The following is a 26,335-nucleotide window of genomic DNA, read 5'->3' on the forward strand; positions in this document are numbered from 1 at the left end:
TAAATAATTCAAAAAAAATGGAAGCAACACAAAGAAAAACAAATTATCCAAGAGCCATTGGAGCAGGCGTAATTACCTCTGTCGCAATTTCAATTGTAATGGTAATTGCCACTAAAACAGGTATTTCTCCTTTCCCAAAACCAGTAGGTTTAGCATTTGTCCAACTTTTTTTACCAAAAGCACCTCTACCGTTAGGGCTTCTTTTTCACACATTATATGTTACTTTTTGGTCAGTAATTTACATTACGTTTTTTAAGAAAAGAAATTTTATTAACGCCATTTGGCTTGCTTTGGCTCTATGGATAGGGGTCTTAACAATTTTCTTTCCTGTTTTAGGATGGGGATTTTTCGGTTTGGCAATAAGCCCAAAACTTATTGTTGCCTCGTTAATTCCACACGCTTTATTTGCAGTTATAATATGGCGAACAAGCCTTTTAATGTTTCCTAAAAAAGAGGCTAAAGGTCAATAAAACTAAAACATAATAATTAAAAAAAACAAAAATGGATACTACATCAAATAAATTTAATATTAGCATAGAATATTGTGTACCTTGTGATTACAGCGATTATGCAATTAAGGAAACAACATCACTAATTAAAAATTTTCAGCATAACATTAATCAATTAGCCTTAATTACAGGCAGTAAAGGAGTTTTTGACATTAAAGTTGATGATGAAATAATTTTTTCAAAAACCGTATTAAATCGCTATCCCAATACTGGAGAATTAGTTGATTTGATTAAAGAAAAAAAAGGGTTATAAATATGAAGCAATTCATTTTTATTTCGGTACTAATGATTTTAATTTCGAGTTGCGAAACTAAAAAAAGTAAAACGCTATCTTTTGCAAGAAAACCTCTTGAAACAGTTAAACAAGAAGGAATTGCAATTGAAGTTTACAATTTTGAAAACTTCAAGCCTTTTTTAAATCAAAAAAATGACACTACTTATGTAGTTAATTTTTGGGCGACTTGGTGTGTTCCTTGTGTAAAAGAATTACCAAATTTTGAAAAAATAAATGAAGAATACAGCAATAAAAAAGTAAAAATAATATTGGTAAGTTTGGATTTTGCTAATAAAATTAAAACTCAACTTATTCCATTTATTCAAAAAAAAGGAATAAAATCAAAAGTAATACTACTCAATGAACCAGATGCAAATTCTTGGATTTCAAAAATAGATAAAGATTGGACAGGAGCTGTGCCTGCTACTTTAATTTACAATAAAAATCATAGAAAATTTTATTCAAAACCTTTTACATATAATGAATTAAAAACAGAAATAAATAACCACTAAAATTTAAAAAAAATGAATCTATTAAAAATATTACTCCCATTGTTATTAATTAATGTGTCTTGTAACGATTCTGGATGCTGTGCTAAACCACAAAATAACGGACAGGTGTCTCAAGCGAAAATTAAAAACACCCAAAAAAGTTACGGTTATGATATTGGAGATATAGCTACCGATTTTAAATTGAAAAATATTGACGGAAAAATGGTGTCATTGGCAGATTATAAAGACGCGAAAGGATTTATTGTTGTTTTCACAGCAACTCACTGCCCATTTTCAAAGGCTTATGAAGATAGGATAGTTGCATTGGATAAAAAATACAAATCAAAAGGATATCCGGTAATAGCTATTAACCCAACTAATCCTGAAAAATATGAAGCAGATAGCTATGAAAATATGCAAATTTTGGCAAAGAAAAAAGGGTTTACTTTCCCTTTTCTGTTAGATGTAGGGCAAAAAATATTCCCTCAATATGGTGCTACAAACACTCCGCATTTTTTTGTACTTGAAAATACAAGTCAGGGAAACAAAGTGGCTTACATAGGAGCTATGGATGACAATGCTCAAGACCCAAGTGGCGTTACTAAAAGATATGTTGAAGATGCTGTTGATGCTTTAATTGCTGGTAAAAAGCCAAAAATCACAAAAACAAAAGCAATAGGTTGTGGTATAATTCGGTAAAGTTTTGGATATTGTAGGGAGAAAATTATTAAAAAAATGTCAGTATTAAAATCAATCCCTTTATTTATCCTTGCAGGGTTTTGTGAAATAGGAGGTGGCTATCTAATTTGGATTTGGCTAAAAGAAGGCAAATCAGTTTGGTATGGAGTTATAGGTGGAATAATTCTTGCCTTGTATGGCGTTGTAGCCACTTTTCAGACTCAAAATTTTGCCCGAGTGTATGCCACTTATGGTGGGGTTTTTATTGTAATGTCGCTATTATGGTCAATGAAATTTGACAATTACTCGCCTGACAAATACGATATTATCGGAGCATTAATTGCTTTATTGGGAGTTGCCATTATTTATTACGCACCGAGAAATTGAAAAAGAATATAAAATCTTAAATATATACAAGCTATTCAATTCAACAGAATAAACAAAACTCCGAAAAAGTGTGAAAACACACTTTTTCGGAGTTTTTATTGTAACGTAAAGTTATTTTTTCGGCTTGGAATTTTTCATTCCAACACTAAATGCTCAATCTTGCTAAAGTTGTTTAGTTTCGGCAATTTTTCCAGCATTAAAGCTAACTTTAATGATATCGAACGTTTTAATGTTTTATATCAAACGTTAGCGAAGTTACCGAAAAATGAATTTAGAAACAAGCTAAATTGTTATTTCGCTATAAAACAAAAAACCTCAAACAAATGTGTTTGAGGTTTTTAATATATGGTGTTTAGTTTTCTAGAAACCAAACGCTTCTTTTACTTTATCTACATAATCTAATTTTTCCCAAGTAAACGTTTCTACTTCTTGCGAAACGGTTTCTCCCATTGGGTTAGAAAATGTTACTGTTTTTACTTCTGGAGTTCTTCCCATATGTCCGTAAGCAGCAGTTTCAGAATAAATAGGTGTTCTTAATTTTAAACGTTGCTCAATAAAGTATGGGCGCATATCAAAAATACTTTCCACAACTTTACTAATTTCTCCGTCTGTTAAACTTAAGGTGGATGTTCCGTAGGTTTCAACATTAATACTTGTTGGTTTTGCAACTCCAATTGCATACGAAACTTGTACCAAAACTTCTTTACAAACTCCTGCGGCAACTAAATTTTTAGCAATATGTCTTGTTGCATAGGCTCCAGATCTATCCACTTTAGAAGGGTCTTTTCCAGAAAAAGCTCCACCACCGTGAGCGCCTTTTCCACCGTAGGTATCAACAATAATTTTTCGTCCTGTTAATCCAGTGTCACCATGTGGTCCACCAATAACAAATGTTCCTGTAGGGTTGATGTGATATGTAATTTTATCGGTAAATAGTGCTTGAATATCTGCAGGTAATTTTGCAATGACTCTCGGAATTAAAATGTTTACAATGTCAGATTTAATTTTTGCTAACATCACTTCGTCACTTTCATCAAAATCATCGTGCTGAGTCGAAACAACAATGGCATCAATTCTTTGCGGAATATTATCATCAGAATATTCAATAGTTACTTGAGATTTTGCATCTGGACGTAAATAGGTAATGTCTTTATTTTCGCGTCTTAATTCGGCCAACTCAATCAACAAGCGATGCGATAATTCTAACGCCAAAGGCATGTAATTTTCTGTTTCATCAGTTGCGTAACCAAACATCATTCCTTGATCTCCAGCGCCTTGCTCTTCTTTGTTTGCTCTGTCAACTCCTTGATTAATATCAGGTGATTGTTCGTGTATTGCAGAGAAAACTCCACAAGAATTCCCATCAAACATGTAGGCACTTTTTGTGTATCCAATTTTGTTAATTACATCTCGTGCAATTTGTTGAACATCTAAATAGGTATTTGATTTTACTTCTCCAGCCAACACAACTTGTCCTGTGGTAACCAAAGTTTCACAAGCAACTTTTGATGCAGGATCAAAAGCTAAAAAATTATCGATTAAAGCATCAGAAATCTGATCGGCTACTTTATCTGGGTGACCTTCTGAAACGGATTCAGAAGTAAATAAGTATGACATAGTATTCTTCTTTTTTTAAATGAATTGAAAAATAAAAAGAGATTGCTTGGTCGCTAAAAAGGAGTAGATAATTACTGCTTTAGCTTTTTTGTCATTCTGAATTTATTTCAGAAGGTACTGAAACTAGTTCAGTACAAGAGGTTGCAATCAGTTCAAATTTTTCCTCGAAATATCGACTACAAAGGTACAGCTAAAATTGACACTAAAAAATGAATTGTGTTAAAAAACATGTAAATAGAAAATTAAATGATATCAAAAAAAATAAAAAAAGCAGCAATAAATTAGGATATTAATTTTTTCTTACTGAATATTTGCACTCAGAAAGTTCATCACTTATTGACAATGTTATCAAGAAAGGCAGAGGGATTAGACCCGATGAAGCCTTAGCAACCCTTTACACTTAGTGAAGAAGGTGCTAAATTCTACTTAATTTCAGATTCATTTATCAGAAATTGGATAGATAACTCAAAAAACAATTACTGACGAGTACTTGTAATAATTCTTTATAACATTTTTCTAGTAAGTACATCAATTTATTGATGCATTTGACTTTTGATTTAATCATTTATTAACTCAAAAAACAAGAAAAATGAGTACACAAAAATTCGCAACCAATGCGTTGCACGCCGGACATGATGTTCAGCAACATGGAGGAGCAAGGGCTGTTCCTATTTATCAAACAACCTCGTATGTTTTTAACAATTCAGAACATGCAGCAAATCTTTTTTCATTAAAAGAATTAGGGTTTATTTACACGCGATTAAACAATCCTACAAATCAAATTTTGCAAGATCGTTTAGCGGCTTTAGAAGGTGGAGTTGGAGCCGTAGTTTTTGCTTCAGGAACAGCAGCAATTGCAACAGGATTGCTTACACTTTTAAAAGCCGGAGATCATATTGTGGCTTCAAGTAGTTTGTATGGCGGAACCTATAATTTGTTAAATGTAACTTTACCGAGATTAGGAATTACAACCACTTTTGTTGATGCTGATAATCCAACTAATTTTGCAGCTGCTGTACAAGAAAATACAAGAGCATTTTTTGTAGAATCTTTAGGAAATCCAAAATTAGATGTTTTAGATTTAAAAGCAATTTCTGTTCATGCAAAAGCAGCAAAAGTTCCTTTTATTGTAGATAATACAGTAGCAACTTCAGTGTTGGTAAAACCTATTGAACATGGTGCAGATATTGTAATTCATTCGCTAACAAAATATATTGGCGGACAAGGAACTTCGTTAGGAGGAGCAATTATTGATGCGGGAACTTTTAATTGGGCAAATGGTAAGTTTCCTGAATTTACAGAACCTTCAGCAGGATATCACGGTTTAAAATATTACGAAACTTTAGGCGCAGCATCTTATACTTTTAAATTAATTTTAGAAGGATTGCGTGATTTTGGTGGCGCATTAAGTCCAACAAATGCGTTTAATATTATTCAAGGATTAGAAACATTACCAATTAGAATTCAACAACATTCCCAAAACGCATTAGCATTGGCAAAATGGTTAGAAGAACAAGCCGAGGTTGCTTGGGTAAATTACCCTGGGTTAGAAAGTAGCAAATATAAAAATTTAGCAGATAAATATTTGCCAAACGGACAAAGTGGCTTGGTAACTTTTGGAGTAAAAGGCGGATTTGAATCCGCAAAAATAATAGCAGATAACACAACATTATTTTCATTATTGGCAAATATTGGCGATACCAAGTCATTAATTATTCATCCTGCGAGCACAACGCATCAGCAATTGTCAGAAGAAGAACAAAAAAATGCTGGAGTTTCTCAAGATTTAATTCGATTGTCTGTTGGTTTGGAAGATGTAGAGGATTTAAAAGCAGATTTACAAGAAGCGTTTGCAAAGATTCAGCAAGAAGTTTTGGTATAGATTTTAGACTTCACAGGTTTTAAAAACTAGTGAGGTCTTTTAAAAAACATAGAAAGAAGATGAAAAGGAATGTGCCTTTTATTAAAGTTCTTAATTATGCTACAGAAAGTGGAATTCAATTCAAAAACATTCAATTAAGTTATCAATTGTTCGGAAAAGAATTGGGTACCGCTCCTGCGGTATTGGTAAATCACGCATTAACTGGTGATAGTAATGTTGCTGGGGAAAAGGGTTGGTGGAAAGATTTAATCGGAAAAAATAAAGCGATTGACACGAATAATTACACGGTTTTGGCTTTTAACATTCCTGGAAATGGTTTTGATGGTTTTGTGATTGATGATTATAAAAATTTTATTGCAAGAGACATTGCGAAACTGTTTTTAATCGGATTAAAAGAGTTACAAATTGAACAACTTTTTGGTTTGATTGGAGGTTCTTTAGGTGGTGGAATTGCTTGGGAAATGGTCGTTTTAAATCCAAAAATCACACAACATTTTATTCCGGTTGCAACCGATTGGAAATCGACTGATTGGTTGATTGCAAATTGTCAGATTCAAGAACAATTTTTAATAAATTCTAGGAATCCAGTTCACGATGCACGCATGCACGCCATGTTGTGTTACAGAACTCCAGCCTCTTTTAAAGAACGTTTTCAGCGCTCAAAAAATGATGAATTAAAAATATTTAATGTAGAAAGTTGGTTGTTACATCACGGGAAAAAATTGCAAGAACGTTATCAATTATCCTCTTATAAATTGATGAATCAACTATTAAAATCAATTGATGTAACCAATAATGGTAAAAAAGGAGTTGAAATTTTAGATCGTATTGAAGCGGCGATTCATATTGTTGGCGTGAATTCAGATTTGTTTTTTACGGCGGAAGAAAATAAAGAAACGCATCAGAAATTAGCAATTACAAAAGCAAATGTTACGTACAACGAAATTAATTCGGTACACGGACACGATGCTTTTTTAATAGAATACAAACAATTACAAAAAATTATTGAACCGATATTTAATAAAGGTTTGAACAAAAACAACATGAAAGTATTAAAATTTGGTGGGAAATCTTTGGCAAATGGAGAAGGATTACAAAATGCCATAAATATTATTGCAAGTAAAATTGAAGCTGGAGAAAATATCACAGTTGTAGCTTCTGCAAGAGGAGACTCTACAGACGAATTAGAAGAAATTTTAGAGAAAGCAGCAAGTAATACATCGTATAAAGAGCAGTTAGCAACGTTTAAAAAGTATCAATTAGAAACCAATGTACAAGTAGATTTTTCAAAAGAATTTTTAAAGCTAGATACCATTTTTGAAGGTGTACAATTGTTAGAAGATTATAGTCAGAAAATTAAAGATGAAGTCTTGGCGCAAGGCGAATTGTTATCTGTTAAACTGATTGAAAGTTTATTAAAAGAACGCAATATCAACGCCCATGCAGTTGATGCAAGACAATTGATAATTACCGATGAAATTTTTGGAAATGCACAACCTATCAACAAAATTTCGAAAGAAAAAGTACAGCATTATTTTAAAGAGCATCAGACTGAGGTACTTGTTATCACGGGTTTTATCGGAGCTAATCTCAAAAATCAAACAACAACATTAGGTAGAAACGGAAGTAATTATACGGCGGCTTTATTGGCGAATTATTTAGATGCAGAAGAGTTGCAAAATTACACGCATGTAAACGGAATTTTTACTGCAAATCCAGATTTGGTGACTGACGCAAAAAAAATTGAACAATTATCGTTTTCTGAAGCGAATGAAATGGCAAATTTCGGAGCAACCATTTTACACGCAAAAACAATCATTCCGTTGTTAGAGAAAAACATCAATTTACGGGTTTTAAATACCTTTAATAAAAATGACAAAGGAACTTTAATTACATCAAAAGCTACTGAAAAAGGGATCAAATCTATTTCTGTTTTAGAAGATATTGCACTCATCAATTTTGAAGGCAGAGGTTTGCTAGGAAAAGTGGGTGTTGATGCAAGAATTTTTAAAACTTTGAGTGATAGAAATATTAGCGTAAGTATCATTTCTCAAGGATCTTCAGAAAGAGGAATAGGTTTAATTATCAATAAAAATAAGGCAACCGAAGCAGTTTTGGCACTCGAAAAAGAATTCGAAAATGATTTTTATACACAAGATGTACATCAGATTTCTATTGTTGATCATGTGGCAGTAATTTCAATTATTGGTCAAGATTTAAGCGAGTTTCATCATCCGTATAACGCGTTGATAAAAAATCAAATTGTACCGTTATTATTCAACAATACGATTACTGGAAAGAACGTGAGTTTAGTGGTGAAAAAAGAACAATTACATAAAGCTGTAAATGTAATTCACGGACAAGTTTTTGGCATTGCTAAAAAAGTAAATATTGCTGTTTTCGGAAAAGGATTGGTCGGCGGAACCTTAATCAATCAGATAATAGAAAACACAAAATCGATTTTAGAACGACGAAAAATTCAATTAAATATTTTTGCGATTGCAAACTCAACAAAAGTAATTTTAAACGAAAAAGGGGTTTCTAAAAATTGGAAAAACGAATTGTTAGAAAAAGGAACAGAAAACAGTTCTATTGAAGCAGTAATTCAGTTTGCCAAACAACATCATTTAGAAAATTTAATAGCGGTTGATAATACGGCGAATGCCGATTTTGTTGCAAATTATATTCCGTTAGTAGAAGCTGGATTCGATTTGGTTTCATCCAATAAAATTGCCAATACCATTTCTTTTTCTTTTTATAAAGAATTGAGAGGTAAGTTGAAGGAATACAAAAAAGAATATTTGTACGAAACCAATGTTGGTGCAGGATTACCTTTGATTGATACCATTAAACTACTGCACGAATCTGGAGAAAATATCACCAGAATTAGAGGTGTTTTTTCGGGCTCGTTAAGTTATTTATTCAATCAATTTTCTTCGGATGATGTTCCATTTTCAACGATTTTACAAGAAGCAATTGATTTAGGATTTACAGAGCCAGATCCGCGAGAAGATTTATGCGGAAATGATGTTGCAAGAAAATTATTGATTCTAGCTCGAGAACTCGATTTAGAAAACGAGTTTGAAGATATTGTAATTGAAAATTTAATTCCAACCGAGTTTAGAGAAATTTCTTCTGATGCGTTTTTATTCAATTTAAATCAATTAGATAGCACGTTTCAAGAGAAGAAATTAGCACAAAAAGAAAATCATGTATTGAGATATATTGGCGATTTGTCGGGAAATTTATTTCAAAATAAAGGAGAGTTAAATGTAAAACTAGAGTCGGTTCCACAAAGTTCTCCTTTAGGTTCTTTAAAGGGTTCGGATGCTATTTTTGAGATTTACACAGAATCGTATGGAGAACAACCTATTGTGATTCAGGGAGCTGGCGCTGGAGCAAAAGTGACCGCTCGCGGTGTTTTTGGAGATATTTTACGATTGGCAAAAAATAATAATTAAAAAGAAAAAAAGAATCAAGAAGAAAGACAGTTCTTGTTTAAGCATAAAAATCTAGGTTCCTGATTCTAGTAGCGTAGCTATCTAACATTAAAAAAAAAATAATGAAACACCATTTCGAAACAGAAGCCATTAGAAGTCAAACAGAAAAATCACAATTTTCTGAACATTCTGTGCCGTTATATCTTACTTCAAGTTTTGTATTTGATGATGCAGAAGATATGCGAGCTTCGTTTGCAGAAGAAAAAGAAAAGAATTTATACAGCCGATTTTCAAATCCGAATACCACAGAATTTGTCAATAAAATTGTTGCCATGGAAAAAGCAGAAGGGGGTTATGCTTTTGCAACAGGAATGGCAGCTGTGTTTTCAACTTTTGGAGCATTGTTAAATGCAGGAGACCATGTGGTTTCTTGTCGCTCTGTTTTTGGTTCTACACACACCTTATTTACAAAATATTTACCAAAATGGAATATTGAAACCAGTTATTTTAGAGTAAATGAAGTTGATAAAATTGAAAGTTTAATTCAGCCAAACACAAAAATTTTATATGCAGAAACGCCAACTAACCCAGCTGTAGATATTTTAGATTTAGAACTTCTTGGGCAACTCGCAAAAAAACACAATTTATTATTGGTGATAGACAATTGTTTTGCAACACCATATTTGCAAAACCCAATTGATTTTGGCGCTGATATTGTGATTCATTCGGCAACAAAATTAATAGACGGGCAAGGAAGAGTTTTGGGCGGAGTAGCCGTTGGGAAATCAGCATTGATTCGAGAAATTTATTTGTTTTCAAGAAATACGGGTCCGGCAATGTCTCCTTTTAATGCGTGGGTGTTGTCAAAAAGTTTGGAAACGTTGGCGGTAAGAGTAGAAAAGCACTGCGAAAATGCGTTAAAAGTTGCTGAGTTTTTAGAGACGCATCCAAAAGTAAATCTGGTAAAATATCCTTTTTTAAAATCGCATCCGCAGTATAAAATTGCAAAAAAGCAAATGCTTTTAGGGGGAAATATTATTGCTTTTGAAGTGCAAGGAGGAATTGAAAAAGGGAGAAATTTTTTAAATGCCGTTGCGCTTTGTTCATTATCAGCAAATTTAGGAGATACAAGAACCATTGTTACACATCCTGCGAGTACAACACACAGTAAATTATCTTTAGAAGATAGATTAGAATCTGGAATTACTGACGGATTGGTTCGAGTTTCTGTCGGATTAGAACACGTAAACGATATTATAAACGATTTAAAACAAGCTTTAGACTTATAATGTCTGTTCGAGCGCAGTCGAGAACTTTAAAAAATAAAATGATGTATGATGTAAAAGAAGAACTCCAAAAAAGAATCCTTGTGTTAGATGGCGCAATGGGAACCATGTTGCAAGCCTATAAATTTTCTGAAGAAGATTTTAGAGGTGAGCGATTTAAAGAGTATCCAACTCCTTTACAAGGAAATAACGATTTGCTTTCAATTACACAACCACAAGCTATAAAAGAGATTCATGCAAAATATTTTGAAGCTGGTGCAGATATCATTGAAACCAACACATTTTCTGGGACTACCATTGCGATGGCAGATTATCAACTAGAAAATTTGGTGTATGAGTTGAATTATCAATCAGCAAAAATAGCCAAAGAAGTTGCGAATGAATTTACAAAAAGAGAACCAAATAAACCTCGTTTTGTAGCAGGTTCAATTGGACCGACAAACAGAACTGCAAGTATGTCTCCAGATGTTAATGACCCTGGTTACAGAGCAGTAACTTTTGATGAATTACGAATTGCCTATAAACAACAAGTGGAAGCGTTGGTTGATGGTGGAGTCGATTTGTTATTGGTAGAAACTGTTTTTGATACTTTAAATGCAAAAGCAGCTTTGTTTGCGATTGAACAAGTAAAAGAAGAAAAAAATAGTGACATTCCGATTATGTTAAGCGGAACAATAACGGATGCTTCAGGAAGAACATTGTCTGGTCAAACTGCAGAAGCTTTTTTAATTTCAGTATCTCATATTCCATTATTGTCTGTCGGATTTAATTGTGCATTAGGCGCAAACTTATTGCAGCCTCATTTAGAAGCAATTGCCAATAAAACGGATTTCGCAATTTCTGCACATCCAAATGCAGGATTACCAAATGCATTTGGAGAATATGATGAAACTCCAGAAGAAATGGGAGAACAAATAGAAGAATATTTAAAGAGAGATTTAATCAATATTATAGGAGGATGTTGTGGTACAACTCCAGAACATATTCGTGTTATTGCGAAGATTTCCGCTAAATACAAACCACGAAATATTGTCACCTTGAGTGCGGTCGAAAGGTTTCATTAAAATGAAAGAAAGATTATGAAGGTAAAACAAACAAAATACATGAAGTTATCTGGTTTAGAGCCTTTGGTTTTAAACGAAAACAGCAATTTTATTAATGTAGGAGAGCGTACAAATGTTGCGGGTTCTCGTAAGTTTTTACGATTGGTGAAAAATGAACAATTTGATGAGGCATTAGATATTGCTCGTCATCAAGTAGATGGCGGAGCGCAAATTATCGATATTAATTTTGATGACGGTTTGATTGATGGAAAAGAAGCAATGATTCGTTTCTTAAACCTGATTGCAGCAGAACCAGATATTTGCCGTGTTCCAATTATGATTGATAGCTCTAAATGGGAAATTATAGAAGCTGGATTGCAAGTTGTACAAGGAAAATGTGTTGTAAATTCTATTTCTTTAAAAGAAGGAGAAGAGAAGTTTATTTGGGAAGCAAAACAAATTAAGCGTTACGGAGCTGCTGTAATTGTAATGGCTTTTGATGAAGAAGGACAAGCTGATAATTACGAACGACGCATAGAAATAGCAAAACGGTCTTATAATGTTTTGGTGAATAAAGTAGGTTTTGCATCCGAAGATATTATTTTCGATTTAAATATTTTTCCAGTGGCAACAGGAATGGATGAGCATCGTAAAAATGCACTAGATTTTATAGAAGCAACACGTTGGGTTCGCCAAAATTTATCAAATGTAAGTGTAAGTGGAGGTGTAAGCAATGTGTCTTTTTCATTTAGAGGAAATGATGGTGTAAGAGAAGCAATGCACTCTGTGTTTTTATATCATGCCATTCAAGCAGGAATGAACATGGGGATTGTAAATCCAGCTTTGTTAGAAGTATATGATGATATTCCAAAGGATTTATTAGAACGAGTAGAAGATGTTATTTTAGACCGAAGAGAAGATGCTACAGAACGTTTGTTAGATTTTGCTGAAACCGTTAAAGGATCAAAAGTTGAAAAAGGATTGGATTTATCTTGGAGAGAAAATCCGTTACAAGACAGAATTACGCATGCTTTAGTAAAAGGTATTGATGCGTTTATTATTGAGGATATTGAGCAGGCAAGGCAAGAAGCTGAAAAGCCAATTGAAGTGATCGAAGGGCATTTAATGATAGGGATGAATGTGGTTGGGGATTTGTTTGGGGCAGGAAAAATGTTTTTGCCACAAGTGGTAAAATCTGCTCGAGTTATGAAAAAAGCAGTTGGTTATTTAAATCCGTTTATTGAAGCAGAAAAAGGAGATAAACAAGAACCAGTAGGAAAAATATTAATGGCAACTGTAAAAGGCGATGTGCATGATATTGGTAAAAATATTGTAAGTGTTGTATTAGCGTGTAACAATTATGAAATTATTGATTTAGGGGTGATGGTTCCGCCAGAAAAAATTATTGAAATGGCAATCAAAGAACGAGTTGATGCCATTGGTTTGTCTGGATTAATTACACCGTCACTTGATGAAATGGTGTATTTAGCAAAAGAAATGCAACGTCAAAATTTTGAATTACCGTTGCTTATTGGAGGAGCAACAACATCTAAGGCACACACAGCTGTAAAGATTGATACGCAATACAAAAATGCGGTGGTTCATGTAAATGACGCATCGAGAGCGGTAACTGTTGTGGGTGATTTATTGAATAGAAAATCATCAAAAGAATATGTCACCAAAATGAAAAATGATTATGATGAATTCAGAACTAAATTTTTAAAACGTGGTAAAGAAAAATCATACATTTCTATTGATGAAGCTAGAAAAAGAAAATATAAAATTGATTGGAATACATCAGAAATTAAAAAGCCAAACGAACTAGGGATTCAAACTTTAAAACAATTAAGTTTAAAAGAATTGGTGCCATTTATAGATTGGAGTCCATTTTTTAGAAGTTGGGATTTACATGGTAAATTTCCGGATATTTTAACAGATAAAGTTGTGGGTGAACAAGCTTCAATAATGTATGAAGAAGCACAACAAATGATACAAGAAATTATTGCAAAACAATTGCTGAAACCCAAAGCTATCTTTGGTTTGTTTGAAGCAAACTCTATAAAAGACGATGATATTTCCATCCAAAAGAAAGGAAAAGAAATCGCCATTTTTAGAACCTTACGTCAACAATTAAAAAAACGTGAAGGAATTCCAAATCATGCTTTGGCAGATTTTATAGCCCCGAAAGAATCAAACAAACAAGATTATATGGGTGCATTTAGTGTTGGTGTTTTTGGAGCACAAGAATTAGCAGAAAGTTACAGAGCAAAAGAAGATGATTATAATGCAATTATGGCGCAAGCAATTGCTGATCGATTTGCAGAAGCTCTGGCAGAATATTTACACAAACAAGTTAGAACCAAACATTGGGGTTACGCAGCTAATGAGGATTTAACAAATGACGATTTAATCAAAGAAAGTTATAAAGGAGTTCGTCCAGCTCCTGGCTACCCTGCGTGTCCAGATCATTTAGAAAAAGAAACGATTTGGGATTTATTAGATGTCGAAAATAAAATAGGAATTCAGCTTACCGAAAGTATGGCGATGTGGCCAGCAGCAGCAGTTTCTGGTTATTATTTTGGAAATTCTGAAGCGAAGTATTTTGGTGTTGGAAAAATCACAAATTCTCAAGTAGAAGATTACGCAAACAGAAAAGGAATTACAAAAGAGAAAGCTAGAAAATGGTTGCATGCAACAATTGCAGATAATTAATATACGTCTATGAAAGTAACAGAGCACATAAAAAAAACAAACGGAAAAACATTATTTTCTTTTGAAATAGTACCACCACAAAAAGGGAGAAATATTAAAGAATTATATAATAATATAGATCCTTTAATGGAGTTTAAACCTCCCTTTATTGATGTAACAACTTCAAGAGAAGAGCAAATATATGTCAATAAAGAAGGCTTGTTTGATCGAAAAACGACAAGAATGAGGCCTGGAACATTGGGGATTTGTGCTGCAATAAAACATAAATATGATGTAGATACTGTTCCGCATGTTTTATGTGGAGGATTTACAAAAGAAGAAACAGAATATTTATTGGTAGATTGTCATTATTTAGGAATTGATAATGTAATGGCGTTGCGTGGAGATGCAATGAGTCATCAAAAATATTTTGAAGCTACCACAGGCGGACATTTATTTGCTAAAGATTTAGTGAATCAAATTCAAAATTTAAATAAAGGAAAGTATTTACATGACATGGCAGAGGTAGAAGATAAGTCAGATTTTTGTATTGGTGTTGCCGGTTATCCTGAGAAACATTTAGAAGCGCCTTCAATGCAATCAGATTTAAAACGATTAAAAGAAAAAGTGGATGCAGGAGCAGATTATGTAGTTACTCAAATGTTTTTTGACAATCAAAAGTATTTTAACTTTGTTGAAGCTGCAAAAGAAATTGGTATCAACGTTCCAATAATTCCGGGTATAAAACCAATTGCCGTAAAACGACATTTACAATTATTACCCCAGGTTTTTAGAATTGATTTGCCAGAAGATTTAATAAATTCGATTGATAATTGTAAAGATAATAAAGAGGCAAGACAAGCAGGAATTGAGTGGGCTATTCAACAATCTAAAGAATTGTTGCAAGCAGGTGTACCTGTTTTACATTATTATTCTATGGGGAAATCATCAAACATTAAAGCTATTGCTAAGGCAGTTTTTTAAAATAAATTATGTTGATAGTTCTATTGTAAAAAGTAATTTTTTTATAAATGTAAAAGAAAAATATTTGATTACTTTTGTAAAGTAAAAAAGAATAAACCACTTAAAAATAAATAATATGGCATTAGAAATTACAGATGCAAACTTTGAAGAAGTAGTATTAAAATCTGACAAACCAGTTTTGGTTGATTTTTGGGCAGCTTGGTGTGGACCATGTAGAATGGTTGGGCCAATTGTTGATGAAATTTATACTGAATATGATGGAAAAGCTGTTGTTGGTAAAGTAGATGTTGATGCCAATCAAGAATTTGCAGCAAAATACGGAGTGCGAAATATTCCTACAGTTTTGATCTTTAAAAATGGTGAAGTTGTAGACAAGCAAGTTGGTGTTGCACCTAAAAATGTATACACAAGTAAAATTGATGCAGCAATGTAAAAACAAATTGTTTTAACAATTTTAATATATAAGAAAAGGTTTGGCGTTGGTCAAACCTTTTTTTATTTTTAGAACTTAAACCTATTCTATATGAAACCAATTATTTCTGTTTTTTTGATTCTCTTTCTTTTTATTTCTTGTGATGAAGAACCTACCCCTAAGCTCTTTTTAGAAAAAGGAATTTCTATGCAATTGGCCAAGTACAGAAAACAACAATTACAAAATGTTAAGTATCAACTAAAGTTTGAAATTTCAAAAACAAAAGCAGAAGCAATTCCGAGTCAGTTAAAAATTACTGTTACACTATTAGATTTAAAGCATAATTTAATTTTAGATTTTAACGAGAAAAAATCGAACATAAAAGGTGTTAAAGTAAACGGAAAAGAAACTAAAATAGTGCATGAAAATGAACATATCATCATTTCAAAAAAGCACCTATCAATAGGTAAAAATAGTATTGAAATTGATTTTATTGCAGGAGAATTATCATTAAATAGAAATGAGGAATTTTTATATACATTATTAGTTCCAGACAGAGCCAGTACCTTGTTTCCGTGTTTTGATCAACCAGATATTAAGGCAAACTATACACTTACAATTGTTGCTCCAAAAGAGTGGAAAGTATTATCTGGGGCTTTTGAAAAAGAGCAATTACAGAAAGGTGATTTTACAGAACATCGTTTTATCGAATCAGATAAAATGAGCACCTATTTATTTTCGTTTGTTGCAGGTAAATTTACGGAAGCAATTCAAAACCCAGGAGCTTTTGATATGCGATTTTTTTATCGAGAAAACAATCAAGAGAAAATTGATGAAAGTGTAAATCAAATATTTAAAATTCATCAACAAGCATTAGAGTATTTAGAAAATTATACAGCATATCTATTCCCGTTTCAAAAAATGGATTTTGCTGCAATTCCGCCTTTTCAATATGGTGGAATGGAGCATGTTGGTGCCATTCAATATAGAGAATCTAGTTTGTTTTTAGATAAAAATGCAACCCAAAACAGAAAGTTAGGAAGAGCTAAATTAATAGCGCACGAAACATCACACATGTGGTTTGGAGATTTGGTAACCATGAAATGGTTTAACGATGTTTGGATGAAAGAAGTGTTTGCCAATTTTATGGCAGATAAAATAATGAATCCAGTTTTTCCAGATGTAAATCACGGATTGCAATTTGCAATGACGCATTATCCGAGTGCTTATTCTGAAGACAGAACTCAAGGGACAAATGCCATTAGACAGTATTTAGGAAATCTAAAAAATGCAGGTTCTTTGTATGGAAGAATTATTTACAACAAAGCACCAATAATGATGCGTCAGTTAGAAAACATTTTAGGGAAAGACGCTTTTAAAAGTGGAATTCAAGAATACATAAAAACCTATGCAAACTCGAATGCAGACTGGAATGAATTGGTAACTATTTTGGATAAAAAATCGCCACAAAACATTAAAGAATGGAGCGATGTTTGGGTAAATAATTCTGGAAGACCAATTGTTTCTGATGAAATAAATTACGAAAACGGAAAAATCACTTCTTTTAAAATGTATCAAAAAGCAGAAGATGGTACGGGTAAATTATGGACACAATCCTTTAAAATTGGATTTGTGTATGCTAATGAAATTAAAATACTGGATGTTACAATTTCTGATAAAGAATTTGATTTTAAAGAAGCAGTTGGCTTAGAAAAACCTTTACAAATTATATATAATTATAATGGTTTTGGTTATGGTGTTTTTCCAATACAAACCAGTAAAATGAACTCGTACAAAAACATAAAAGACGATTTGGCGAGAGGTTATGCCTATATTAATTTATATGAAAATTTTTTAAACAAAAAAGTAACTGCTGATGCCACCTTTAAAACGTTTTTAAATGGATTGTTAATAGAGAAAAACGAATTGATTTCTAATTATCTTTCAGGAAGAATTACAACTATTTATTGGACATTCTTCACTGATAAACAAAGAGCAGGAAATCAGCAAATGTTAGAGCATAAAGTATTAAAATTTCTAGAATCTAATATTCCAGCAAATATGAAAAGAACTTTATTCGGTTTGTATCGTTCTATTGCAGTTTCAAAAAAGGGGAAAGAAGTTTTGTTTGCTATTTGGAGCAAAAAGAAAAACATAAAAAACCTCTTTTTAAATGAAAACGATTATGTAGGGATAGCAACTCAATTAGTAATCTACCAACACCCAAAATCAAAAGAAATTCTTGAAAAGCAATTAACTAGAATTAGCAATCCAGATAGATTAGAACGTTTTAAGTGGTTATTACCTTCTTTGTCTGACGATGAACAAGTAAGAGACCGTTTTATGGAGTCACTTTTAAAGAAAGAAAATAGAGAAAAAGAATCTTGGGTGCAATCTGCATTAATCAATATTCATCATCCGTTAAGACAAAAAACTGCTGTAAAATATGTAAAACCTATTTTAGAAAAGTTAGAAGAAGTACAGTTAACTGGAGATATTTTTTTCCCAAAAGGATGGTTAAGTAGCTCCGTTGGAAGATATAGTTCTAAAGAAGCTTTCGAAATTGTTCAAGATTTTTTGAAAGAACATCCAAAGTATAATCCGATTTTAAAAATGAAATTGTTACAAACGGTTGATGATTTATTTAGAGCGCAAGAAATCAAATAATGAGTTTAGAAAATCAATTACAACAGAACGCTCTTGGTAACATCGAAATCCTTGCAAAACAAGTAGTAGAAGGTTTTATTACAGGAATGCATAAAAGTCCATTTCATGGATTTTCTGTAGAATTTTCTGAACATAAATTATACAACAACGGAGAAAGTACGCGCCATATTGATTGGAAATTGTTTGCGAAAACAGAAAAATTATATACTAAAAAGTACGAGGAAGAAACCAATCTTCGGTGCCATATTATTATTGATAATTCAGCATCAATGCATTATCCGGTTGTTAAAAAACAAACTTTTGGACACTTAAATAAAATAGGATTTGCTGCAGTTGCAGCTGCTTCATTATCAGAAATTTTAAAAAGACAACGAGATGCAATTGGTTTAAGTATTTATTCTGATTCTTATGAATATTACGCACCAGAGAAAGGAAGTGATCGCCATCGAAAAATAATTTTACATCAATTAGAACAATTATTGCATTCCGATCCGAAATCTACCACAGAAACCTATCTATTTTTACATGAAATTGCTGAGAAAATTCACAGACGTTCGTTAATTTTTCTGTTTACAGATATGTTTCAAACAACTACCGATAAAGAAGCTTTGTTTGACGCTTTACGTCATTTAAAATACAACAAACATGAGGTTGTTTTGTTTCACACCTATGATAAACAACACGAATTGGATTTTGATTTCGAGAATTCACCCAAAAAATTTGTAGATGTAGAAACAGGTGATGCGCTTAATATCTATTCATCAAACATAAAAGAAGCGTATCAAAAATCGGTAACAAATTATTTTAATGAGCTGAAAACAAAATGCTTGCAATATCAAATAGATTATGTTCCGGTAAATAGCAATGACGGTTTGGAAACCGTTTTAACAAGCTACTTAATTAGCCGAAGAAAGTTTTTGTAATTTTTTTTCTTTTTCTTTTGCAAATACTAAAATCCGACTTATATTTGCACTCGCTTATCGCAAGGTAAGTATGCTAATAGCAACGGTCTGGTAGTTCAGCTGGTTAGAATACCTGCCTGTCACGCAGGGGGTCGCGGGTTCGAGTCCCGTCCAGACCGCAAAAAGCTTCTCAATTTTGAGAAGCTTTTTTTGTGTGATTAAAATGAAAAGATACACACTATATTTTTAACCTAACATCTTAATTGTAAGATATCTAATAATTATTTTTATTTGAAATACAATTATGATTAACAGAATTTATATTTCATACACGATCAAATTCTCCTTAAAAGTATTATTTTTAACCTCAAATTGCTGTTTACTAAAAACGAGCTTTTAAATATCTAAACATGATCAAAAGAATTTTTAAATATAGTTTTCTTGTAGCAATTAGCTGCTTATTATTTTTTTCTTGTCAATCAAAACAAGTAATTAGTGTAAATGGAGTTACAGTAATTAATTCTAAAGCGGCTCAAGAAAAACCGTATTTAATATTAATATCACTCGACGGATTTCGTTGGGATTATGTAGATCGTTTTAAGCCTTTATATTTGAGTAGTTTTATAGCAAATGGAGTAAAAGCAGCATCAATTATTCCTTCGTTTCCATCAAAAACATTTCCAAATCACTATACGATTGCTACAGGAATGTATCCTGATAAAAATGGAATTGTAGGCAATTCTTTTTACAGTTCAGATAAAAAAGAAGTGTATTCTATTGGTAATCGAAAATTGGTTCAAGAGGGTCGTTTTTATAAAGGTACTCCGATTTGGATTGCAGCCAATAATGCACAAATGGTTACAGCAAGCTACTTTTTTGTAGGAACTGAAGCAAACATTCAAGGAATAAAACCAACCTATTACAAAGATTATGACGGAGGTGTAAAAAACGAAACTCGTGTAAATCAAGCAATCGATTGGTTACAGCTACCTGCTGAAAAAAGACCACATCTAATTACCATGTATTTTTCAGATATGGATGATGCAGGACATGATAACGGGCCAAACAATGATGAAAAATTAAAGCAAAAACTATTCGCTTTAGATGTCAATTTAGGGAGCTTATTTGATAAGGTAAAAAAAACAGGATTGCCAGTTAATATTATTATTGTTTCTGACCATGGAATGGCAGAGGTAAAAGCATCAAATTATATTTCTGTAGATCAATTAAAAGATGATACTCGGTATTTAACGGTTGATAATGGAGCAATTGTATATATTTATCCGAAAGATGATAGCGATGAAGAGACAATTTATCAGGATTTAAAAAAGAAAGAAAATCATTTTAAAGTTTATAAAACTGCCGATACACCAGGATTTGAATATACACCTACAAATAAAGATTGGGGAACTATTCAAGTTGTTCCAGATGTAGGTTATTATTTTGCTAGAGATAAAAAGATTGCTGCTATCAGTAAATATCCAGATAAAGTATTCGGAGTTCACGGTTATTTACCTAGTTTTAAAGATATGCATGGCATTTTTTACGCAAATGGACCAGCATTTAAAAAAGGATATGAGATACCATCTGTAAAAAATATTCACGTATATCCTCTAATGTCTAAAATATTGAGTTTAGAAGTTCCTGCAACTGTTGATGGGCGATTGGATTCTATAAAAAACGTTTTAAAAGAAAATTAATAATAGGAGTATAAGCAATAAAGTAATTTATTTTGAAAGCAAAGAAAAGTTTGACAAACGTTCTTTAATTAAAACTTTATTGTGCACCGTAAAAAAATGAAATTTACTTCTTATTGCTTTTAGATTTTACCTCTTTAATTTTTACATAAATTAGTTTCATCCTACCTTTAGACGTATCTTTTCTTTCTATTTCAAATGCATTTATTGATTTAATTAAAGGAGTTAATTTCTGAAAACCATAATTTCTAGAATCGAAATTTGGTTGTTTTTTTTGTAGTAAACTACCAACATCACCTAAAAAAGCCCAACCATCATCATCTGCAACATCTTCTATAGTAGATGCTATAAATTTAATTTCTTTTTGAGTTATTTTATCATATTTGTTTTTACTAGTTTTTTCTATTTCTGTAGTTTCTTCTTCATTTTCAGAAACTTCTTGTTTCAATATTTCAATATAAATAAACTTATCGCATGCAACAATAAACGGATTTGGTGTTTTCTTTTCCCCTAAGCCATACACTTTCATGCCGGCTTCACGCAACCGAGTGGCCAAACGCGTAAAATCACTATCGCTAGAGACTAAGCAAAAACCATCTACTTTTTCGGAATATAAAATGTCCATAGCGTCTATAATCATAGCAGAATCTGTGGCGTTTTTACCTGTTGTATATCCGTATTGTTGAATTGGTGTGATCGCGTTTTCTAGTAGCATATTTTTCCATTTAGACAAATGGGGTTTGGTCCAATCTCCATAAATACGTTTTATGGTAGGATTGCCGTATTTGGCTATTTCTTCCATCATTTCTTTTACATAAGCAGATGGTATATTGTCTCCATCTATTAATACTGCTAATTTTATGTCCATAGATTTAACGAGGTTTAATTTTTACATAAAGATACTTGCTTTATTATAGAAAACAAATAAAATAATATTTAACCATAATTTATTCTTAGATTTTTTTAAACTCTTTTGTAATTTATGAAAATGAAAGATTGTTTACAGAGAATATTATAATAACAGTCTTATTTTTTGGGTGTTTTTATTAATTATTATATAATATATACAAGATAATTTGTATATCTAAAATTAATCTTTAGATTTGTCTCGTACTACAAAAACAACAATGATGTTACAAAATACTTGGCAAGGTTTCTATTTTTACTTTTATTTTTTTTATAAGAGTTGAGACTTTGTACCATATTGTTAACACAAAATAATATATTATAAAGTCTCGAAATTCGAGGCTTTTTTTTATGCTTAAAATGAAGGATGTAATCGCCATACAAGGAGCCGAAGGTTCAAATCATCATAAAGTTGCTAGAGATTTTTATGGGGATACCATTGCGTTAAAAGAATGTTTGTCTTTTGATGTTTTGGTTGATAGCTTGCTAGATAAAACTGCTCAAAAAGGAATTATGGCAATTGAAAACACCATTGCAGGTTCTATCATTCCTAATTATGCATTAATAGATGTTCATAATTTGCATATTATTGGAGAAGAATATTTAAATATTCATCACCATTTAATGGCGTTACCTGGTCAAAAAATTGAAGATATTACAGAAGTGTGTTCACATCCAATGGCATTATTGCAATGCAAAGTGTTTTTTAAAAAATATCCACATATTAAGTTAGTAGAAGATGTTGATACGGCAGAAGTTGCTAAAAGAATTGCTAAAAATCAATTAAAAGGAGTCGCAGCAATTGCGCCAAAATTGGCTGCTGAAATTTTTGGATTAGAAGTTTTGGAAGATGAAATTCAAACGATGAAAGACAATGCTACTCGGTTTGTAATTGTCCAAACAGAGAAGTCAAACAACGGAATTGATCACATAAATAAAGCGTCATTAAAATTTCAGTTAGATCATAAAAGAGGGAGTTTGGCTGCAATTTTAAATGTGTTAAGCGATTGTAAAATGAATTTGACAAAAATTCAATCTTTGCCTGTTATAGAAACGCCTTGGAAATACTCATTTTTTGTTGATGTAACTTTTGAAGAATTTAAAGAGTATGAAAAAGCAATTGCAATTATAGAAATAATGGCAGAAGAATTTAAGGTATTAGGAGCATATAAAAACGGAAGAAAATGATTGATGGAGCAAAAAGAGTAGAGAATATTGAAGAATATTACTTTTCAACCAAATTAAAAGAGGTTAGAGAATTGGCTGTATCAGGAAAACCAATTATCAACATGGGAATTGGAAGTCCAGATTTACAACCACCAACAAAAGTAATTGATGCAATTCAGCAAAGTTTTAACGATGATTCTGCGCATAAATATCAGAGCTATCAAGGGTTGCCAGAATTACGAAGCGCAATTTCAAAATTTTACAAAAATAAATTTAAAGTTGCTTTAAATCCAAAAAATGAAATATTGCCTTTAATGGGAAGTAAAGAAGGGATTATGCATATTTCGATGGCTTTTTTAAATGAAGGAGATAAAGTATTAATTCCGAATCCAGGATATCCAACCTATACTTCGGTTACAAAACTAGTTGGAGCAGCAACTGTTTTTTATAATTTGGATGAAAGTCATCATTGGCAACCAAATTTTGATGAGTTAGAACAACAAGATTTATCGAAAGTAAAAATTATGTGGATCAATTATCCGCACATGCCAACAGGAACAAAAGCGCTAAAAGAAACATTTGAAAAGTTAATTGCATTCGGAAAAAAACATCAAATACTAATTGTAAATGATAATCCGTACAGTTTTATTTTAAATGAGAAACCGCTCAGTATTTTACAAGTTGATGGTGCAAAAGACATTGCATTAGAGTTGAATTCGTTGAGTAAAACGTTTAATATGGCTGGCTGGAGAGTTGGAATGGTGTTGGGAAATTCTAATTATATCAATCAGATTTTAAAAGTAAAAAGTAATATGGATTCTGGCATGTTTTACGGAATTCAAAAAGGCGCCATTGAAGCATTGCATTTGTCTGACGATTGGTTTAAAAACCAGAATAAAGAATACACAGAGCGTAGAAATTTAGTTTGGAAATTAGCAGATAAGTTGCAGTGCACGTACGATAAAAATGCAACAGGATTGTTTGTCTGGGCAAAAATTCCTAAAGGAAAAACATCCGAAGAAATAACGGATGAAATTTTATATAACAACGATATTTTTATTGCACCAGGAACTGTTTTTGGAAGTCAAGGAGAAGGGTATATTCGGTTTTCATTATGTGTGTCAAAAGAAATTATTAAAGTAGCAATTGGTAGGTTTGAGTAAGATTTCCTGCAAGGTTTAAAAAAACCTTATAGGTATAGATAAAACGACAAAATAACACCTACAAGGTTTTTGAAACCTTGCAGGAGAAACAAAAAAGATGAACGTATTTGTAATAGGAATCGGATTGATTGGTGGAAGCATAGTGTTGGATATAAAATCTAAATATCCAGATGCGATTATTTACGGAATAGACACTAATGAAAGTCATTTAGACAAAGCATTAGAGTTAGGTGTGATTGATGAAAAATCTAATTTTGATGCTCTTAAAAATGCAGATTTTGTAATAGTTTCCATTCCGGTTGATGTTCAGTTAGAAGTAATTCCGAAACTATTAGAAAAAATCAATGATGAATGTTTGCTGATGGATGTTGGCTCAACCAAAGAGCAGATTTGTAAAGTATTAGAAAATCACCCTAAAAGAAGAAATTATTTAGCAACGCATCCAATTGCTGGAACAGAATTTTCTGGTCCAACTGCTGCACATTTAGGATTGTTCCATCAAAAAACAAATATTATTTGCGAAGTAGAAAAGACCGCTTTTAAATTGCAAGAAAAAGCATTGGAAATTTTTGCAAAATTAGGAATGCGAATTCGTTATATGGATCCGAAATCGCACGATAAACACATCGCGTATGTCTCTCATTTATCGCACATCAGTGCTTTTATGTTAGGAAAAACAGTGATCGATAAAGAGAAAAACGAACGCGATATTTTTGACATGGCGGGTTCTGGATTTGCATCAACGGTACGTTTGGCAAAAAGTTCGCCAGCAATGTGGACGCCCATTTTTGAGCAAAATAAAACAAATGTGATCGAAACATTAAATGAATATATTAACAACCTTCAGCAATTTAAAACGTTGATGGAACAAAACGATTTTACCGAAATTTACAACGAAATGGAAAGTACAAATCATATCAAACAAATATTAAACGGCATAAAGTAAAAGCCAAAACAAATAGAAAAATGGAAAACACAAAAGAATTAAGAACGTGGTTGGATGATATGAAGCTTGCGCATCCACTAGTAATAGCAGGGCCTTGTAGTGCAGAAACCGAAGAGCAGGTTTTAAAAATTGCACACGAATTAAAAGATTCTGATGTAAATTATTTCCGTGCCGGAATTTGGAAACCAAGAACAAGACCAGGAATGTTTGAAGGCGTTGGAGCAATCGGATTAAAATGGTTGCAAAAAGTAAAAGCAGAAACAGGAATGAAAACCTGTACAGAAGTTGCCAATGCAGCTCATGTAAAGTTGGCGTTAGAATATGATGTTGATTTGTTGTGGATTGGTGCGCGTTCTACGGTTTCTCCTTTTATTATGCAAGAAATTGCTGACGCTTTAAAAGGAACAGAAAAAATTGTGTTGGTTAAAAACCCTGTAAATCCTGATTTGGCGTTATGGTTAGGCGGAATCGAAAGATTGTACACCGCCGGAATTAAAAATTTAGGAGCCATTCATAGAGGGTTTTCTACCTACGAAAAATCGAAATATAGAAACATTCCAGAATGGCAATTGGCAATTGAGTTTCAAAACAGATTTCCAGATTTACCATTAATTTGTGATCCATCTCATATTACAGGAAATAGAGAAATGATTTTTGATGTTTCTCAAACTGCTTTAGATTTAAATTTTGATGGTTTAATGATTGAAACTCATTTTGATCCAGAAAATGCTTGGAGTGATGCTGCGCAGCAAGTTACACCAACAAAATTAAAGCAAATTATGGAAGATTTAAAAATTAGAAAGATTACTGATAATGAATCTGATTATAGAGAATCCTTAAATAATTTGCGTGCACAGATTAATGTTGTTGATGCCCAGTTAATTGAAATGATGGGAAAAAGAATGAAAGTTGCTGATAAAATAGGTGCACTAAAAAAAGAGAAAAACGTAGCGGTTTTACAATCTAGAAGATGGAATGAAATTTTAGGGAATATGATTTTAGAAGGAGAAAGTAAAGGTTTAAGTGAAGAGTTTGTCTTGAAAATGTTTAAAGCAATTCACCAAGAATCAATCAATCATCAAGAAAAAATTATTAAAGGGTGATTTTTTAAATAAACTATTTAGCCGCAAAATCACGAATAATTAGTGAATCTGCGGCTATTTTTTTTTAATCATTTTTTTATTCTCATCTTT

At 32.2% G+C, this 26,335-nt stretch carries 21 protein-coding genes, 1 tRNA gene and 1 riboswitch; of the genes, 20 read left to right on the plus strand and 2 right to left on the minus strand.

Annotated features, from left to right (window positions below):
- Positions 1–17 precede the first annotated feature (17 nt).
- The 5 genes from KCTC32516_RS06035 to KCTC32516_RS06055 are packed head-to-tail and all read left to right on the plus strand — an operon-like array spanning position 18 to position 2,339.
- Entirely contained in the window at positions 18–470 is a 453-nt protein-coding gene (locus KCTC32516_RS06035) for a hypothetical protein (RefSeq protein ID WP_301402689.1), read from the plus strand.
- A gap of 31 nt (positions 471–501) precedes the next feature.
- Complete coding sequence (locus KCTC32516_RS06040; protein ID WP_301402691.1) at positions 502–762, plus strand: SelT/SelW/SelH family protein; 261 nt, start codon at positions 502–504, stop codon at positions 760–762.
- Between the two features lie 2 nt (positions 763–764).
- Positions 765–1,295 carry a TlpA disulfide reductase family protein gene (locus KCTC32516_RS06045; protein WP_301402692.1) on the plus strand — a complete coding sequence of 177 codons (531 nt, stop codon included), beginning with the start codon at positions 765–767 and terminating at the stop codon, positions 1,293–1,295.
- Between the two features lie 12 nt (positions 1,296–1,307).
- On the plus strand, positions 1,308–1,973 hold the full coding sequence (locus tag KCTC32516_RS06050) for a thioredoxin family protein (protein ID WP_301402693.1): 666 nt from the start codon (positions 1,308–1,310) through the stop codon (positions 1,971–1,973).
- Between the two features lie 36 nt (positions 1,974–2,009).
- Positions 2,010–2,339, plus strand: coding sequence for a YnfA family protein (locus tag KCTC32516_RS06055; protein WP_301402694.1), 330 nt, complete (start codon positions 2,010–2,012; stop codon positions 2,337–2,339).
- Between the two features lie 360 nt (positions 2,340–2,699).
- Here the strand turns inward: KCTC32516_RS06055 and metK are convergent, their stop codons facing one another.
- Positions 2,700–3,956 (minus strand): methionine adenosyltransferase, encoded by a 1,257-nt coding sequence (gene metK, locus KCTC32516_RS06060; RefSeq protein ID WP_301402695.1) that lies wholly within the window; start codon positions 3,954–3,956, stop codon positions 2,700–2,702.
- Between the two features lie 342 nt (positions 3,957–4,298).
- A riboswitch (SAM riboswitch) is annotated at positions 4,299–4,423 on the plus strand.
- A gap of 122 nt (positions 4,424–4,545) precedes the next feature.
- On the opposite strand from metK, the gene KCTC32516_RS06065 reads away from it, so the two are divergent.
- From KCTC32516_RS06065 to KCTC32516_RS06115, 11 genes are all read left to right on the plus strand, one after another.
- Positions 4,546–5,838, plus strand: a complete 1,293-nt coding sequence (locus tag KCTC32516_RS06065; RefSeq protein ID WP_301402696.1) for an O-acetylhomoserine aminocarboxypropyltransferase/cysteine synthase family protein — start codon at positions 4,546–4,548, stop codon at positions 5,836–5,838.
- Positions 5,839–5,897: 59 nt separating this feature from the next.
- Entirely contained in the window at positions 5,898–9,299 is a 3,402-nt protein-coding gene (thrA, locus tag KCTC32516_RS06070) for a bifunctional aspartate kinase/homoserine dehydrogenase I (protein ID WP_301402697.1), read from the plus strand.
- 101 nt (positions 9,300–9,400) lie between these two features.
- Positions 9,401–10,567, plus strand: coding sequence for a trans-sulfuration enzyme family protein (locus KCTC32516_RS06075; RefSeq protein WP_301402698.1), 1,167 nt, complete (start codon positions 9,401–9,403; stop codon positions 10,565–10,567).
- Between the two features lie 41 nt (positions 10,568–10,608).
- Complete coding sequence (locus KCTC32516_RS06080) at positions 10,609–11,628, plus strand: homocysteine S-methyltransferase family protein (protein ID WP_301402736.1); 1,020 nt, start codon at positions 10,609–10,611, stop codon at positions 11,626–11,628.
- A 15-nt stretch (positions 11,629–11,643) separates the two neighbouring features.
- A complete protein-coding gene (metH, locus tag KCTC32516_RS06085) occupies positions 11,644–14,319 on the plus strand; it encodes a methionine synthase (protein ID WP_301402699.1) in 2,676 nt (891 codons plus the stop codon).
- Between the two features lie 9 nt (positions 14,320–14,328).
- Complete coding sequence (gene metF, locus KCTC32516_RS06090) at positions 14,329–15,282, plus strand: methylenetetrahydrofolate reductase [NAD(P)H] (protein WP_301402700.1); 954 nt, start codon at positions 14,329–14,331, stop codon at positions 15,280–15,282.
- Positions 15,283–15,397: 115 nt separating this feature from the next.
- Positions 15,398–15,715 (plus strand): thioredoxin, encoded by a 318-nt coding sequence (gene trxA / locus KCTC32516_RS06095; RefSeq protein ID WP_301402702.1) that lies wholly within the window; start codon positions 15,398–15,400, stop codon positions 15,713–15,715.
- Between the two features lie 90 nt (positions 15,716–15,805).
- Positions 15,806–18,361 carry a M1 family metallopeptidase gene (locus KCTC32516_RS06100; protein WP_301402703.1) on the plus strand — a complete coding sequence of 852 codons (2,556 nt, stop codon included), beginning with the start codon at positions 15,806–15,808 and terminating at the stop codon, positions 18,359–18,361.
- The gene (locus tag KCTC32516_RS06105) at positions 18,361–19,284 is read left to right on the plus strand and encodes a DUF58 domain-containing protein (RefSeq protein ID WP_301402705.1); all 924 of its coding nucleotides are present in this window, start codon (positions 18,361–18,363) and stop codon (positions 19,282–19,284) included. The genes KCTC32516_RS06100 and KCTC32516_RS06105 overlap by 1 nt, the downstream gene beginning before the upstream one ends.
- Before the next feature lie 84 nt (positions 19,285–19,368).
- Positions 19,369–19,442: transfer RNA gene (locus KCTC32516_RS06110), tRNA-Asp, on the plus strand.
- A gap of 231 nt (positions 19,443–19,673) precedes the next feature.
- Positions 19,674–20,963, plus strand: coding sequence for an alkaline phosphatase family protein (locus KCTC32516_RS06115; RefSeq protein WP_301402706.1), 1,290 nt, complete (start codon positions 19,674–19,676; stop codon positions 20,961–20,963).
- Positions 20,964–21,066: 103 nt separating this feature from the next.
- On the opposite strand, the gene KCTC32516_RS06120 is transcribed toward KCTC32516_RS06115, so the two are convergent.
- Entirely contained in the window at positions 21,067–21,828 is a 762-nt protein-coding gene (locus tag KCTC32516_RS06120) for an NYN domain-containing protein (RefSeq protein WP_301402707.1), read from the minus strand.
- Between the two features lie 398 nt (positions 21,829–22,226).
- On the opposite strand from KCTC32516_RS06120, the gene KCTC32516_RS06125 reads away from it, so the two are divergent.
- The 4 genes from KCTC32516_RS06125 (at position 22,227) to KCTC32516_RS06140 (ending at position 26,245) form a co-directional block, all read left to right on the plus strand.
- Positions 22,227–23,054, plus strand: coding sequence for a prephenate dehydratase (locus KCTC32516_RS06125; RefSeq protein ID WP_301402708.1), 828 nt, complete (start codon positions 22,227–22,229; stop codon positions 23,052–23,054).
- The gene (locus KCTC32516_RS06130; RefSeq protein ID WP_301402709.1) at positions 23,051–24,196 is read left to right on the plus strand and encodes a pyridoxal phosphate-dependent aminotransferase; all 1,146 of its coding nucleotides are present in this window, start codon (positions 23,051–23,053) and stop codon (positions 24,194–24,196) included. The genes KCTC32516_RS06125 and KCTC32516_RS06130 overlap by 4 nt, the downstream gene beginning before the upstream one ends.
- A 97-nt stretch (positions 24,197–24,293) precedes the next feature.
- On the plus strand, positions 24,294–25,142 hold the full coding sequence (locus tag KCTC32516_RS06135) for a prephenate dehydrogenase (protein ID WP_301402710.1): 849 nt from the start codon (positions 24,294–24,296) through the stop codon (positions 25,140–25,142).
- Positions 25,143–25,162: 20 nt separating this feature from the next.
- Positions 25,163–26,245 carry a bifunctional 3-deoxy-7-phosphoheptulonate synthase/chorismate mutase type II gene (locus KCTC32516_RS06140; RefSeq protein WP_301399509.1) on the plus strand — a complete coding sequence of 361 codons (1,083 nt, stop codon included), beginning with the start codon at positions 25,163–25,165 and terminating at the stop codon, positions 26,243–26,245.
- The last annotated feature ends 90 nt before the right edge of the window (positions 26,246–26,335 follow it).

This window comes from Polaribacter huanghezhanensis (assembly GCF_030444335.1).
In the GTDB taxonomy this organism is placed as follows: Bacteria; Bacteroidota; Bacteroidia; order Flavobacteriales; family Flavobacteriaceae; genus Polaribacter; species Polaribacter huanghezhanensis.